The following is a 15,328-nucleotide window of genomic DNA, read 5'->3' as shown; positions in this document are numbered from 1 at the left end:
ACAGAACAACAGCTCCTTCACGAGATGATAGAGACCTATCAAGGCTTAAAGATGATGTCACGCATCATGAAATTGATAGCCTTTATTGTCTTTATGTTTATTATCGATTTTTCCCGTTGCGTGGACGCCATAGAGAATAGCTTCTCACATCTTAAAAGATGGTTAACAAAAAGTTAGATATCAAATCTCTCCTTTAAAAATATGATGAAACAAGAATTTACACAAACATTGTTTGCGTGGATGGGTGGTAAACACTATCTGCGTAAGAAAATTATACCGATTTTAAATAGCATTGACCATGAAACCTATGTTGAACCGTTTTTAGGTTCTGGTGTTATTTTCCTAAATAAAGGACCAGCAAAATATTCCGTTATTAATGATTTGAATGGAGAGATCACGAATCTGTTTCAATGTGTTCAAAATGACTTTGATGATTTAGCCAAACGACTAGAATGGTTTGTTTGTTCAAGACAGTTGTTTTTTGAACTTGCGGCGATTGAACCAGAAAGCCTTTCCAAAGTTGAAAGAGCTGCTCGCTTTTTGTTTCTCCAACGTTGTGTGATGTATGGGAAAAAAGATTATGTCTCTTTTAGTTTTGGAAGGAAAAAGCCTATAGCATTTAATCCCGAAAAGCTATTATCAAGGATGAGACGTGTTAGACAGAAGCTTCTTGATACGACGATCTTAAATTTGTCGTGGGAACGGGTTATCGAGCTATTTGATGCACCCGACAGTTTATTTTACCTAGACCCGCCTTATTTTGTAAAGAAGAAGTGTTACAGCTCTGGGAATTTTGTTGAAGATGATTTTGTGAGTATGGCAAAAGTTCTCAAAAGCATACAAGGCAAATTTGTCTTGAGTCTGAATGATTGTGATGCGGTTCGAGAGATTTTTAAGGATTTTGACTTTTTAGAATTAGAGACCCTTTGGACCTCTGGTTTTGCTAAAAAACCACCCCGAAAAGAACTCTTGATTCGTAATAATTGAAGAAAATCATAAAAAGATTTGTTAGAATCAGAAGAAAATATTTCTTCTCTAATAGGACTTTTTATATGGTTACATCTTTTGGTAAAATTTTACGGAAACTTCGCATTGATCACTCAGAACGCCTCTTAGATATGGCTAAGAAATTAGACATATCTGTAGCATTTTTATCTTCTGTCGAGATTGGCAAAAAATCTGTTCCTGTAGGACTGGAGGAAAAGATAATTGAACTCTATGCTTTAGATCAAGAGGTAGCAGAAATTTTGAGAAGAGAATCGGATGCTTGTCGCAAAAGTTTTACAATCAAGACTTCTGATCCGTTGAGGCGTAAAACTGTTGGCATGTTTTTTAGAACTTTAAAAGATTTTTCACAAGAGGATTTAGAAGCATTCAAAACATTATTAGAGATGATTAGCGAAGCGCAAAGAAAAGAAAATGCTACTGTTGTAGACAAATGTTAGAAAATCCTATTCCCTAACTTTTATTTACGTATCCCGTACTTTTAAAAAGATATATAAAATCAATAGATTATGTACAGAAAAAAGAAACATGGTACGCCCAAGGGGAATCGAACCCCTGTTTCCGCCGTGAAAGGGCGATGTCCTAACCGCTAGACGATGGGCGCAAACCAATGATGAGGCTTATAGAGAGGATCTTTTTACTTCGCAAGCCCTCTGTGTCATTTTTTTTGAAAAAAGTGTGTTTTATTGAATAATTTTTGAGCGATTCCTGTTTAGATCATTTTGTTTTCTAAGATTTTTTGTAGAAAAAATATAAAGTTATCATGATTGATAGAAAATTTTGATGTGGGTATCATCTCAGGGAATGATATTTTCAGTTTTGAGGAGTAGGCAAAAATGATCAAAAACAGCATTTTTAATGTATTTATTTTTTGCATATTTTATCGCTTGTTATCTTTGCTCACCACATGAGAATATTATTTAACTTGCTTGAAAGAGCCTTTATACAGAAAGACTTCTCATTTGAGCTTATCATAAAGCAAAAACTGTATAATTTATGAAGTGGAAAGACAATATTTATTACCAAATTAACAAATAATACAAAAGTTTTTCTATGAATAATCCATAGATTATTTGCAGTTTAACAAAATATAAATAGATATCTGTATGATAAAAATGAAAATATTAAAGCAATTTTTATAGAAAATATAAAAAAATATTTTTTCATATTTACTTTTACATGTCTGTAAAATTTTTAAAATTAAAAACCATTCATTTGCTCTTTTACATATTGAGAAGGTTTTTGATTTGAAAATGAATTAGCGTCGATAAAGGGCAGATTGAGATTTTTGTCATTTCAATTCGCTAGTTTTTTAAAGAGGTGGCAATAAGTTGAGATAAAATATTCGAATTTTGCAAATTTATTTTCCATATTTATAATATTTTAGAATTATGGTGTGTGCATATTAAGTCTTGTGTTTTACTTTAATGTAAGGTTCTATTTTGATATATGAGTGCGTTAAGATTTTTGCATTAAAGATTTATAGTTTAAGCTATGGAATGGTAGGAAGGAATGTGTTATTATTGACCGAACTACTTTATTTTATCCATTCTCTTAATTTATCATATGAAAGAATGTTTTTTGTTCCATATTTGTCGATTTAGAAGAGATATTTTTATTCTTTCTTACTAAGTCTTCAATATTCTTTAACTTGTTATTGATTATTTTTTAGAACTTTTCTTTATGGCAACTTGCATTTATCAGTTTTACAGATTTTCATTCTGAATTAAATATTTTATAAAGATTCTGAAATCTTTGAAGACAATAAATATTATATTTTTAGGAATGTTGATTGAATAAGCGGGGATAATTCTATTGGAGAAAATAAAGTGAATAGAGCGGGATATTTCTTTTGTTCTTATGGATATAGATGTTCTTTGTGTTGATTGGCACATCATTTAAACGATTCTTCAATGAAGATAGGGATCAGTGGTTAGAATATGGCAGAAGCTTTAAAAGTTGGCGTTGCGGGACTTGGTACAGTTGGTACTTCAGTTGTTCGAACTCTATTTGAAAAAGCGAATAGTTTAGCTTGTCAATGTGGGCGATTCATCAAAGTTGTTGCTGTTAGTGCGCGTGATAAAGGTCGCAATCGTGGAATTGATCTTAGTGGTATAAAATGGTTTGATTCACCTGTGGAGTTGGCTGCTTCTGATGAGATTGATGTTTTTGTAGAGTTAATTGGTGGTGAATTGGATGTGGTGTATACCGCTGTTAAGAGAGCGCTTGAGGCGGGACATCATGTTGTAACAGCCAATAAAGCTCTTCTTGCTCGACATGGAGTAGAGCTGGCTATAATTGCAGAAAAAAAAGGTGTTTTTCTTCATTTTGAAGCAGCTGTTGCAGGGGGGATTCCTGTCATCAAAGCGATGAGAGAATCACTTGTTAGTAATCGCATATCGCGAATTTATGGTATTCTCAATGGAACCTGTAATTATATATTAACACGCATGTTTACGGAAGGTCTTTCATTTAAAGATTGTTTAGCAGATGCACAGAGACTTGGGTATGCTGAAGCAGATCCAAGTTTTGATATTGAGGGAAATGATACTGCTCATAAATTAGCTTTGTTGACAAGCTTGGCATTTGGAACTGCTGTTTCGTTAGATGATGTTTATGTTGAAGGAATTCATAATATTTCGCAAATTGATATTCGAGCAGCTGATGAATTGGGGTATCGGATTAAGCTTTTAGGGGTTGCATTAAAAACGGATTCTGGAATAGAGCAACGCGTTCATCCAACAATGGTACCAACATCCTCAATGATTGCACAGATAAATGGTGTAACCAATGCTCTTTCTATTCAAAGTGATTTATTAGGTGAATTACTGTTTTCTGGTCCTGGCGCCGGAGGAAAGGCAACAGCATCAGCCGTTATTGGTGATTTGGCTGATATAGCAAAAGCACGTTCTGGTTTTCAGTATGCACCTGTTTTAAGACGCCCAGCATTAGAACTTGCTCCTCATAAAAAAGCACGTATTTCGCATCATGCAGGTGGTTATTTTATTCGTTTAAATGTTCATGATCGTACTGGTGTTTTTGCCGCGGTCGCAAGGCATATGGCTGATAATCACATCTCATTGGAGTCGATTGTTCAAAGATCTTTTGTAGAAGATCAAATTGAAAAAACAATTATTTTAATTACGCATGAAACAACAGAGGTGAATGTACGACAGGCACTTGCAGAAATTGAAAAAGATGGACATCTTGTTGCAAAATCTCAATTTATTCGTATTGAACCTATGACAGAGAATTGATAACTTTCTTGATAATGACAAAAAGGAACGCTTGAGTTCTTTTATCTCTTGTGGAAAATTTTCATCTTTGCCAAAAAACTTTATTCTTAGTATTTAATAAGGACTCATATTTTTTCTGGTATTCATTCGGTAGGATTTTTTCATATGCCCACAACTCAGAAGATTTTAAATGGACTTGATCGTATTTTGACGCTTGAATTGGTACGTGTTACTGAACGTGCTGCTGTTGCTGCTGCACGCTGGCGCGGACGTGGCGATGAAAAGGCAGCGGATCAAGCTGCTGTAGATGCAATGCGGCAGGAACTTAATCGATTGCCTATTGATGGTACAGTGGTGATTGGTGAAGGTGAGCGGGATGAAGCGCCTATGCTTTATATTGGAGAAAAAGTAGGTCTTCAAAGTGGATTGGCGATCGATATTGCACTTGATCCACTAGAGGGTACAACACTTTGTGCTAAAAATATTGCCAATTCTTTGGCAGTAGTTGCAATTGCTGAAAAGGGTAATCTCCTTTATGCTCCTGATGTTTATATGAACAAAATTGCTATTGGTCCTGGTTATCCAAAGGGAGTAGTCGATATAGATGCTTGTCCTACCGATAATATACATGCTCTTGCGAAGGCTAAAGGAGTGACTGTTAATCAGATTGTTGTTTGTATTATGGATAGAGCTCGTCATGAAAAAATGGTTAATGAAGTACGAGCGACAGGGGCGTCGATTCGCTTGATTGGGGATGGAGATGTGGCTGCTGTTATTGATACAACTGATCCAGAAGAAACAGGTATTGATATCTATATGGGGATTGGTGGAGCACCTGAAGGTGTCTTAGCTTCTGCTGCTTTGCGCTGCATTGGAGGACAGATGCAAGGTCGTTTGCTGCTTGATACAGAAGAGAAAATTGCTCGTGCAGCTAAAATGGGGATTAGTGATCCCAATAAGGTTTATACAATGGAAGAAATGGCAAAGGGTGATGTTTTGTTTTCAGCAACAGGGGTGACAGATGGCAATATGCTTTCTGGTGTTAAATTTACATCTCGTTACATTCAAACGGAAACTCTCGTAATGCGCTCCCATACGGGTACAGTCCGTAATATTAAAGCAAAGCATAGAAATCATTCGAAATTTGATTAATGCTTTCTTTTTTGTCACTAAAAATAGAGGGAGTTTTTCTAGGAAAAACGCTTCCATGAATCTACTTTCATGGAAGCGTTTATAGATATGAGAATACCTTAAATATTATGAGAGCTGGACAGAATGTACCCAGCCATTTTTATCTTCTATGTTCCCTTTTTGAATGCCAACCAATTGTGTACGAAGCTGCTTTGTAGCTTCTCCAACTGTTTCATTTCCAATAATAAATTCTCCCCCTTTATATCTAAAACGACCAATTGATGTGACAACGGCAGCTGTACCACAAGCAAAGGCTTCTTTAAGGTGTCCACTCTTTGCATCATCTTGAAGCGCTGCAAAAGAATAAGGACGCTCTTCTATTTTTAATCCCATTTGTTGAGCTAACCTTAAGATTGAATCACGGGTTATCCCTGGAAGGATAGTTCCATTAAGTGGGGGGGTTACAAGTGTATTATTGTTCATAATAAAGCAGACATTCATACCACCAAGTTCTTCAATCCATTTATGTTCAATCATATCAAGGAAGAGTACTTGGCTACAATTATTTTCAGTTGCAGTTTTTTGTGCCAGTAAGCTTGCTGCATAGTTTCCACCACATTTGGCAGCCCCTGTTCCTCTTGGACCGGCACGACTATAATCTGTTTCAATCCAGACGCTGACAGATTTTTCTTCTCCTTTGAAATAGGATTCAACTGGAGAGGCTATGACACAAAAAAGATATTCTTGAGAAGGGCGGACTCCCAAAAAGTTTTCATTGCCAAACATAAATGGACGGATATAGAGGCTAGCGTTGGGCTGATCAGAAACCCATTTTTGATCAATCTTTACTAATTGATAAACGGCATCCAGAAAAATATCTTTTGGCAATTCTGGCATAGCTAAACGTTGTGCTGATTCTATAAAGCGTTGTGCATTGGCATCAGGACGGAAGAGCAAGATGCGTCCATCTTTTGCACGATATGCTTTTAAACCCTCAAAAATTTCCTGTCCGTAATGTAAAACGGTACTTGCAGGGTTAATTTCTAAAGCTTTGTATTGAGAAATGACGGCATTGTGCCAGCCTTTGTCTTCAGTCCATTGAATAGTACACATGTGGTCTGTAAAAAATTGACCAAAACCGGGACTTTTTAAAATTTCTTCATATTTTTCTTCTGACAGAGGAGATGGGTGTTTTTCTATTTTAAAGGGAAGCGATGATATGGGAGATTTCATAAAAAACCTTTTGAGTATGTTTCATTTTTATTAATAAAAATAATGAAATATTTTGATTATAACTCTATTATTAACAAAACCTTTGTGTCAATGTTTTATTATAGAATACAAAGGGGTTTATTATAGAATTCAAAGGCTAGAGTAGGGTAGATATTTTAATTCTATCCTCGCTTCTTTTTCTCAACTTTATGAAGTAAGCTGGAACTTTTGTCTATAATTATCGTTTTCTCACAATAAGTATCTGAATAATTTCATATATGCATATTTTCTAGAAATTTAAAGGTAAGGGAATTGAGAAAAGGAATCCACTATGATTGATAAAAATTATCACACATATGAAGAACGTATGGCCGCAGAAAGAAGAGGTCGTGAACAACCTGTTTCAATCGCTAAGGGTATTTTTGCTATTCTTCTTGCGATGGTTATTATCTGGTTTATTTTTGGTTTTTTAGGATCTTTTTTTGCAAAATCTCCTGAACATAGTTCGCGTTATAATACCCCAGAAACAAGCCAAAGTGTAACAACGCCCAAAAAAGATTTAAATTCGCTTCCTCCTGTACCTTATACCTATAAGGGTACGGAGTAATTTTTTCGTAAATATAATCTTTTAGATAGGGCGAAAATCGACGTAGATTAAGGAATAAAGTCAGCACAAAGACATAAAAAAGAGAGGAATGATTTTAATTTCTGAAGTTTTTGATAAGTAATTAAATGGTATGGAAATAAATAATGCAACGGTTGTTAAAACCGTTGCATTATTGGTTTAGCGTGTGATGAAGCAGCTTCCACCAGAACTTTTAATGGATTCACAAAGGATTATGGCTTCATTACGGTCTTGCGCTTGAATCCGAACACGGTAATAAGTACCTTTTCCTGGTATAAAAGCGGATTGAATATTTAAAGAACGGGCACCGATAAGGAATCCAAATTTAGATTTCATATTTTTTAAAGAATTTCTAGCGAGCTCATACGTTGGTTGAGATGCAAGTTGTACGTAATAACTTTCTGAATTTTGTGCTGCGACTCTGTTTGGTGATATGGGGCGAGACGCGGCTGGTGTTTCAACTTGTGTATTTCTTTCTGCATGAGAAGGGATAGGGATAAATTTTTCTTCAATATTTGAGCTAGAATTATTTTCTGCGATTATTTTATCAATATTATTTTTGAGATCATGATCTCTTTCTTGGTCGTTTATATCTGAATCATGCGACAAAACAAGGGACGAATCTTGAAGTTCATTAGAAGTTTGATCAATGCTTTCTTCAGATTGAGCAGCAGTTTTGCTGTTTGTTTGATGCGCAGGGGCTAGTGTAACTGTACCATCTTGATTGACAATAACAGTTTGTACTTCTCGCATTGGAATAGTATGATTTATGGCTTCTGTGACTGCATCTTCAACATCAGATTCATTTAAAGACGATGAGGAAACGCTTGAAGATTCTTCAGGGTTTAATTCTTTTAAATTTTCAGGTTGTTCAGAGTTATCAATAAGAAATTGTTGTGTATTTTCTTGTTTCTCATTTTGTTCAGTTGTTTGTTTATAGATATCTAAATTATGTGCAACATCATTTTTCGTTTCAGTTGTTTCTGGTTTGAATTTAAAAGGCGTATTATCAGCGTGGATAATGACCGTTTCTTCATTTTTTTGTGATGGCATAAAAAAATGAGAATAACCAGCAAACCCAAGTCCTATTAAAATAAGTATAAAAAAAACTTTAATGAAAGTTTTACCAAAAATAAAACTTTTTAAGGGAGGAGGAGCTGATGGAGGTGTGGGAACCTCATCTGAGTTTGTGTATGATGAATTCTCGCTAAAAGAGGGAAAATTATATTCCATATTGGCAGAAGAAAAATAGTCGGAATTTTGTTCTTTAGAGTTTATATAAACACCTTCTTTTGAATTTTGCATAGACTGATGAAAAACTTCACTAAAAACCTCGTTTTTCTGTTTTTTTTGAGAAAAATTATCCGTTGGGACATTCCCTACATTGAGTACATCAGCAAATTCTTCTTCTAAACCACCATTAGTTGGCACATCATATTCTGGCGCTTCATACGGGACTTCTGGAACCATAATAGGACCAGTTTTTTCTACGATTTCCTCTGAAAATTTATAAGTATCAACATTGGGAGGGGGAGTATCTCTGTGCGTATAGTTATGGGCAAAAAAGCCATCCGTTTGTTTTGTATTTAAAGAGGGGGATGAGGAAAGAAACTCATCTAAATTATTTTCATTATATGAAATTTCTCTATTTGGGTTAGAGGCACCTTCGGCGTTATTGATGTATTGGGCTCGAGCCTCATCATATATCGGAACTTTTTCGCCATAAGTTTCTTGTTGTGAGGGGTTTTCTGCAAAAAAATGGGGATAATTGGTTGTATGATCTTCTTGTGAAGCCCCCTTTAAATAAGATTGTCTATCAACTGGTGGAGAATCTAAAGGTGAGGAGAAGGTACTTGTTGTTTGATTTCTTGCAGTGTTTTGTCTTTCTGACACAAGATTAGAAGATGAGAAAAACTCATTTTCCTCTGTAGAAGAGGAGACATCAGGATAATCTTTTTTAATCCAATTTTCTTGATCCGCTGAAATTTTATAGGGATGGTTTATAGGAGTGTCATAGAGGTTTTGATTGTCCTCATAAGTTTTTTGTATATTCGTAGTCTCAGGTTGTTGTGAATTTATTTGTGAAAAACGATTGGTTTGTTCAACATCTTCTGGCGTCTCTCTCTTATTTTCGTGCCTTTCAGATTTATCAAAAAAGAAATTTTCTGATTCTGATTGTGACATAAGATTACTTTTTTCAAGAAAAGGATCAGCATTGGTTGCTGTTTTTTTCTGTTGATGTGATTGATTCTTTGGGATTGGTAATGGAGAAAGCTCATCTAAAATTTGTTCTTCATCATGACTGCTAGGTGAAGAATATTTCTCTTCAGATAAATTATTTTGTTTTGAATGGTTGAAAGAAGAAGATTGTGCAATATCTGAGGCTGTTGCGTTGCTGGTTGCATGCAAGTCCCATTGTTTTTTTTGATCATCAAACGGTAAGTCATGTGCTAAATTTTTTTCAAGTTCCTCTTCTAGAAAGGAGAAATCAAAATCATCATCATGGGATGATGTTTCGGGGTGAGATGTTGATCGTTCTGTTTTTAAAGAAGATTGCTCATTTTGGTTTCCGCTTTGTTTGTGCGGATTAAAAATGCGCGTAAGCCTTTCTAAAGGATCATGGTGTTCATGATCGTGTTTTGTTTCGTGTAGATTTTTGCGATCGTTATCGCTCATAGCTTTTCTCACATGATGGTTTGCACTTACGTGCAATCAATGGTTGATTTTGATTTGTTATATTAAAATTATAAATTTTCCCCCTCTCATGCAAGGATACATGAAAAAGTTTATCAATAGAGTACCTATTGTATGTATTTATAGAACTTTTTCAACGCATTTCTATGGGTGCTTCGACTCCTATGATGGTAAGCCCTGATGATAAAATATTGATAACAGCTTGTATCAATCCTAATCTTGCAAAGGATAACTCTTTATCATCAGGTTGAATAAAGCGTAAATTGAGATTTTCACTCCCTTTATTCCAATGGGTGTGAAAGCTGGAGGCAAGGTCATAAAGGTAAAACGCTAATCGATGCGGTTCTTTATGAATTACGGCCTGTTCAATGATACGTGGATATTCAGAAAGTTTGCGTATTAACAATATTTCATGGTCATCTGTTAATCGATGAAGATGGGCAATCAATGTATTATTTGAAAAGCTTTTAATATGAAGCGCTTCTTGTGCTTGACGAAAGACTGAGTGACAACGTGCACTTGCATATTGTACGTAAAAGATGGGGTTATCTTTTGATTGTTCTGTTACTTTTGCAAAATCAAAATCAAGAGGTGCTTCACACTTACGGTATAGCATCATAAAACGCACAGGATCACGCCCAACCTCTTCGACAACATCCCGTAGAGTGACAAAAGATCCTGCTCTTTTTGACATGCGTACAGGATGACCGTTGCGAAAAAGTTTTACCAATTGACACAAGAAGACACTTAATTTAGCTTTATCCCCAGAAATTGCTTTTGCCATTGCCTCTAGCCGCTTTACATAGCCAGCATGGTCTGCGCCTAGAATATAAATCATTTCATCAAAATGACGATTAAATTTATCCCGAAAATAAGCAACATCAGCAGCAAAATAAGTGTAAGAACCGTCAGATTTGACTAAAACACGGTCTTGGTCATCACCGACATTTGTTGAACGGAACAAAGTTTGTTCGCTTGGTTCCCAGTCTTCTGTATTTTGTCCTTTGGGAGGGGGGAGTTTTCCTTTGTAGATATAACCATTTAAAGTGAGGTCGTTGATGGTGTTACGAATGGCGCGTGCATTATCTGCATAAAGCATTCGCTCAGAGAAAAAGATATCATGATAAATATTAAGAGCAGCCAAATCTTCGCGAATCATGGACATCATTGCATGAATTGCACGTTCTTTCACAAGAGATAAGGCTTCATCTTTATCCATCGTGAGGAGTTGGTCACCAAACTCTTGAGCAAGCGATTGACCCAATGGTATCAAGTATTCTCCAGGATAGAGTCCTTCTGGAATTTCATTAATTTCTTGCCCAAGAGCTTCACGATAGCGCAATAGTACCGAATGGGCGAGGACTTCGATTTGTTGACCCGCATCATTGATATAATACTCTTTTGTAATGTTATAGCCCGTAAATTGTAGCAAATTGGAGAGAACATCCCCAACAACTGCTCCGCGGCAGTGTCCTACATGCATTGGTCCAGTGGGATTTGCTGAGACATATTCAACATTGACGCATTTTCCTTGTCCCATTGGAATACGACCATAAGAAGTGCCTAATTCAAGCATAGATTTTATAGCATCTTGCCAAAATAATTTTGTAAGCTTTATGTTTATAAAACCAGGACCGGCAACATCTATATTTTCGATAGAGGAATCATTTTTAAGAAGTTCTATGATTTTATCTGCAAGTGCACGTGGATTGATTCCAATAGATTTTGCAAGCACCATAGCAGCATTGGTTGATAAATGACCGTGGGAGGAATCACGCGGAGGATCAACAGTGATTTTTGATAAATCTAGATCTTCTCCATTTTTTCCTTTTATATCAGATAATTCAATTGATCTCTTAATTTTTTTTTCGAAGTTTTTAAAGATATTCATATTTAGCTTCCATGATGATGCCAAAAGCCATTAAACGAAATTATCTGTATGGTCAAATAAACGCTGATATTCACGTAGAGCGTAGTGATCCGTCATGCCTGAAAGAAAGTCAGCAATCAAACGTGCTAACTCTTGATTTTTTAAGTGCACTGTTTTGCTCTGCCAACTTTCAGGCATTGTATTTGGATTTTCATAATAACAATTGAATAATTTTTGTACAATGCATTTTGCTGCATTGCGACGACTAAGAACTTGTTCATGGTAGTAAAGATTTTTAAATAAAAAGTTTTTTAGTTCTTTTTCATAAACGGTCATTGTCGGTGAAAAGGTGACAATGGTTTGTTTTGCTTGGTGAATATCGTTTATGCTTGTTGGTTTGATGCGTGCTAAATTTTCTTGTGATTGTTTGATAACATCTTCAACCATGGTTGTTATTTGTCTTCGTACAAGTGTGTAACCGCGACGCGCTTGGTCGAGGTGGGGATGCTCATCTGTTATATCTTTTAATATTGCTGCTGTTAGTGGAACATGTTCAAATTGATCGAGTGTTAAAAATTGCGAACGTAGACCATCATCAATATCATGCGCATTGTATGCGATATCATCTGCAATAGCAGCACATTGCGCTTCTAGCCCTGCAAAACAATCGAGTGCAAGGTCTTGCTTTGCATTGTATTGTAAAATATCGATAGGAACCTCCTTATTCTTTGCGTGAGGACCTAAAAGGGGACCATTATGCTTTACTAGTCCTTCGAGGGTTTCCCATGTAAGGTTAAGTCCATCAAAATTTGCATAGCGCTGTTCTAGTTTTGTTACAATGCGTAATGCTTGTGCATTATGATCAAAGCCGCCATAATGTACCATGGCTTCATTAAGAGCATCTTCTCCTGCATGGCCAAAGGGTGTGTGTCCAAAGTCGTGAACAAGGGCAATGGCTTCGGCAAGGTCTTCATCAAGACACAGGGCACGGGCTAATGTTCTTGCAATTTGAGAAACCTCTATGGAATGGGTTAGGCGAGTACGGTAATGATCGCTTTCATCAGCAATAAACACTTGCGTTTTATGTTTAAGACGTCGAAATGCATTAGAATGGATAATACGATCTCTATCTCGTTGAAAAGGTGAGCGTGTGGTGCTCATCGTTTCATGGTATAATCGACCACGGCTTGTTTGTGGATGAGCACTGTATACTGCTCGAGATTGGTAATTGAAGTTGATATTGCCTATATCCATTGCAAGCTGTCTATTATCATCTTAAAATTGAGAGTGGTTTATGAGAAATAAACTGCTCTTTGAGTGTAGGATACTCTTTCTTGATGGTTTAATGCAAGGATATATAAAATGAATGTGAAAATTTCAGATGTTGCTGCCAAAAAAATTGCACAGATACTTTTGCGTGAACCCGATAAAATAGCATTACGTATTTCTGTTGAAGGTGGTGGGTGTTCTGGTTTTTCTTATAAATATGACTTGGTTTCTGAAATGTGTGAAGATGACCTCGTTCTCAAAAAAGACGGGGCAGTTGTGTTTATTGATTTACTATCACTTCCTTTTATGGAAGGAGCTGAGATTGATTTTGTTGATGATCTTATGGGGCAGTCTTTTCAAATCCACAATCCCAATGCTGTTTCATCATGTGGTTGTGGTGTAAGTTTCTCAATTTAAAATGATGGCTGTGTGATATTGTTTCTTGAAAAAAAGATCATGTTGGTCAACAATGCAAAAATGGGTATTCTTATAAAAATAGTGCACCGATGTGTATGGTTGTGCGTGGCGCTTTCTTTATTGACTTGGAGCCACTGTGCTTTTTCTGAAGCAGGAGAAGGGCAAGATCAGCAGCAGAGACAATCAAGGAGTTTTATTGTAAAGACTCAAGAGCAGGAGAACGAAAACTTAGCATCTCAAACACAACTCATTTTGAATGCTCGATTAACAAATAGTCATCCGGATATTGAAAAAGGGCTTGTCTGGCGGGTTTATGCTCCTATTCTAGGGATTGATAATAAGTTACCATTAGTGGCAACCTATAAGGGGGGAAGTGCACGTTTTGATCTCGAACCAGGAAATTATCTTGTTCATGTCTCATTTGGTCATATGAGTGCTGTGCGCCATATTCGTTTAGAAAATGGGCAGAGTCTTGTAAAAAACTTTAATCTTGAGGCTGGTGGTGTCATTTTAAATGCAACACTGCTCAATGGCGTAATGAATGAAAAGGAACTCCGTTTTACCATTTATGAGGATGAAAAAGAAAATGATGATACGGGAGTAATTATATCAAATGTTAAACCCCAATCAGTTGTGCGTTTAAAAGCTGGCCGCTACCATGTTGCTTCCCATTATGGTTCTATTAATGCGACGGCTCGTTCGGATATTCAAGTGGATGCGGGTAAAATAACAGAAGTTACTCTTGAACATCAGGCTGCTCAGATTGTCTTAAAGCTGGTGCGACAAGAAAGAGGAGAAGCGCTTGCAGATACAAGTTGGTCTCTTGCCAATGATTCTGGTGATATCGTTTATGAAACAGTAGGTGCGTATGTTTCACTCGTGTTAGCGGAGGGAGAGTATATTGCAATTGCTAAAAATAAAGATAAAATCTATCAAAAAGTTTTTTCAGTCGTTTCTGGTCATGATGAAGATATAAGTGTGATAGCGAATGAAGAAAATATGCAGCGAGTTGATGAAGATGTGGATTGATTGTTGTTCATGGGGGGGTAAACTATGATGAAAGACGGGGTATGAATTTTGATTGAAATTTCAACAGTTGGTGTGTTTTTTGCTGGGGCACTCTCTTTTTTGTCACCATGCGTTTTGCCGTTAGTTCCTCCTTATTTGTGCTATATGGCAGGGGTTGGTATTGATGATTTTCGTTCAGAAAAGCCTGATGAGAAAGTCTTTATCCGGTGGGCTTTATTATCTTCTGTTATTGCTTTTGTTCTTGGGTTTACGACTGTTTTTGTTGCTTTAGGTGCCAGTGCTAGTACAATTGGGAAATTCATCGGTTATTATCGTGATTGGTTTGCCCTTGCTGCTGGAATTGTCATTATTATTTTTGGTTTAAATTTTTTGGGGATTTTCAAGATCGCTTTTTTATTTCGTGAGGCGCGTTTTCAGACCCAAAAAACACCTGCTGGTCCTTTAGGCGCGTATATTATCGGTTTAGCTTTTGCCTTTGGTTGGACACCGTGTATTGGCCCTATTTTAGGTCCTATTATAACGCTTGCTGGAACAAAAGAAACTGTGGGAGAGGGAGCTGTTCTCTTAGCGGTTTATGCATTAGGTCTTGCTATTCCTTTTATGTTAGCAGCTTTATTTTCGAGCAGTTTTATGCGATTTTTAGGAGCTTTTCGTATTCATTTAGGAAAAGTTGAAAAAATCATTGGTGTTTTTCTTATTCTTACAGGGATTTTGTTTTTAACAGGTTCTATGCAGGATCTTTCATTTTGGCTTTTAGAACATTATCCTTCGTTGAGTTATATTGAAGATATTCGTTGGCACAATATTATGAATTTTTTTGGATTTTCTCGTTAGTCTTAT

At 36.2% G+C, this 15,328-nt stretch carries 12 protein-coding genes and 1 tRNA gene; 8 read left to right on the top strand and 5 right to left on the bottom strand.

The window, feature by feature from the left end:
• Positions 1 to 201: 201 nt before the first annotated feature.
• Together ACFIMA_RS06780 and ACFIMA_RS06775 are read left to right on the top strand one after the other, a co-directional pair.
• Positions 202 to 987, top strand: a complete 786-nt coding sequence (locus ACFIMA_RS06780) for a DNA adenine methylase (RefSeq protein WP_375693256.1) — start codon at positions 202 to 204, stop codon at positions 985 to 987.
• Positions 988 to 1,052: 65 nt separating this feature from the next.
• Entirely contained in the window at positions 1,053 to 1,445 is a 393-nt protein-coding gene (locus ACFIMA_RS06775) for a helix-turn-helix domain-containing protein (protein WP_375616573.1), read from the top strand.
• An 89-nt stretch (positions 1,446 to 1,534) separates the two neighbouring features.
• Here the strand turns inward: ACFIMA_RS06775 and ACFIMA_RS06770 are convergent.
• Positions 1,535 to 1,609 (bottom strand) — tRNA-Glu (locus tag ACFIMA_RS06770).
• Between the two features lie 1,336 nt (positions 1,610 to 2,945).
• Between ACFIMA_RS06770 and ACFIMA_RS06765 the strand changes: the two genes are divergently transcribed.
• Together ACFIMA_RS06765 and glpX are read left to right on the top strand one after the other, a co-directional pair.
• The gene (locus tag ACFIMA_RS06765) at positions 2,946 to 4,262 is read left to right on the top strand and encodes a homoserine dehydrogenase (RefSeq protein ID WP_375693255.1); all 1,317 of its coding nucleotides are present in this window, start codon (positions 2,946 to 2,948) and stop codon (positions 4,260 to 4,262) included.
• Positions 4,263 to 4,406: 144 nt separating this feature from the next.
• On the top strand, positions 4,407 to 5,393 hold the full coding sequence (glpX, locus tag ACFIMA_RS06760; protein WP_375693254.1) for a class II fructose-bisphosphatase: 987 nt from the start codon (positions 4,407 to 4,409) through the stop codon (positions 5,391 to 5,393).
• A 105-nt stretch (positions 5,394 to 5,498) separates the two neighbouring features.
• Here the strand turns inward: glpX and ACFIMA_RS06755 are convergent, their stop codons facing one another.
• Positions 5,499 to 6,605, bottom strand: a complete 1,107-nt coding sequence (locus tag ACFIMA_RS06755; protein WP_375693253.1) for a branched-chain amino acid aminotransferase — start codon at positions 6,603 to 6,605, stop codon at positions 5,499 to 5,501.
• Positions 6,606 to 6,915: 310 nt separating this feature from the next.
• On the opposite strand from ACFIMA_RS06755, the gene ACFIMA_RS06750 reads away from it, so the two are divergent.
• On the top strand, positions 6,916 to 7,191 hold the full coding sequence (locus ACFIMA_RS06750; RefSeq protein WP_375611528.1) for a hypothetical protein: 276 nt from the start codon (positions 6,916 to 6,918) through the stop codon (positions 7,189 to 7,191).
• Between the two features lie 177 nt (positions 7,192 to 7,368).
• Here the strand turns inward: ACFIMA_RS06750 and ACFIMA_RS06745 are convergent, their stop codons facing one another.
• From ACFIMA_RS06745 to ACFIMA_RS06735, 3 genes are all read right to left on the bottom strand, one after another.
• The gene (locus tag ACFIMA_RS06745; protein ID WP_375693252.1) at positions 7,369 to 9,885 is read right to left on the bottom strand and encodes an SPOR domain-containing protein; all 2,517 of its coding nucleotides are present in this window, start codon (positions 9,883 to 9,885) and stop codon (positions 7,369 to 7,371) included.
• A gap of 151 nt (positions 9,886 to 10,036) precedes the next feature.
• Entirely contained in the window at positions 10,037 to 11,794 is a 1,758-nt protein-coding gene (argS, locus tag ACFIMA_RS06740) for an arginine--tRNA ligase (protein ID WP_375627798.1), read from the bottom strand.
• A 30-nt stretch (positions 11,795 to 11,824) separates the two neighbouring features.
• Positions 11,825 to 13,027: a deoxyguanosinetriphosphate triphosphohydrolase gene (locus ACFIMA_RS06735; RefSeq protein WP_375627797.1), complete on the bottom strand. Its 1,203-nt coding sequence runs from the start codon at positions 13,025 to 13,027 to the stop codon at positions 11,825 to 11,827.
• A gap of 108 nt (positions 13,028 to 13,135) precedes the next feature.
• On the opposite strand from ACFIMA_RS06735, the gene ACFIMA_RS06730 reads away from it, so the two are divergent.
• The 3 genes from ACFIMA_RS06730 to ACFIMA_RS06720 are packed head-to-tail and all read left to right on the top strand — an operon-like array spanning position 13,136 to position 15,322.
• The gene (locus ACFIMA_RS06730) at positions 13,136 to 13,459 is read left to right on the top strand and encodes an iron-sulfur cluster assembly accessory protein (protein ID WP_273791197.1); all 324 of its coding nucleotides are present in this window, start codon (positions 13,136 to 13,138) and stop codon (positions 13,457 to 13,459) included.
• A gap of 39 nt (positions 13,460 to 13,498) precedes the next feature.
• Positions 13,499 to 14,488 (top strand): carboxypeptidase regulatory-like domain-containing protein, encoded by a 990-nt coding sequence (locus ACFIMA_RS06725; RefSeq protein ID WP_375627806.1) that lies wholly within the window; start codon positions 13,499 to 13,501, stop codon positions 14,486 to 14,488.
• A 45-nt stretch (positions 14,489 to 14,533) separates the two neighbouring features.
• Positions 14,534 to 15,322: a cytochrome c biogenesis CcdA family protein gene (locus tag ACFIMA_RS06720; RefSeq protein ID WP_375653514.1), complete on the top strand. Its 789-nt coding sequence runs from the start codon at positions 14,534 to 14,536 to the stop codon at positions 15,320 to 15,322.
• The last annotated feature ends 6 nt before the right edge of the window (positions 15,323 to 15,328 follow it).

Origin of the sequence: Bartonella sp. AP88HLJMH (genome assembly GCF_042195605.1) — a bacterium.
Lineage (GTDB): Bacteria > Pseudomonadota > Alphaproteobacteria > Rhizobiales > Rhizobiaceae > Bartonella.
Note: the sequence above shows the minus strand (reverse complement) of the source record. Positions and strands in the feature narration are given on the sequence as shown.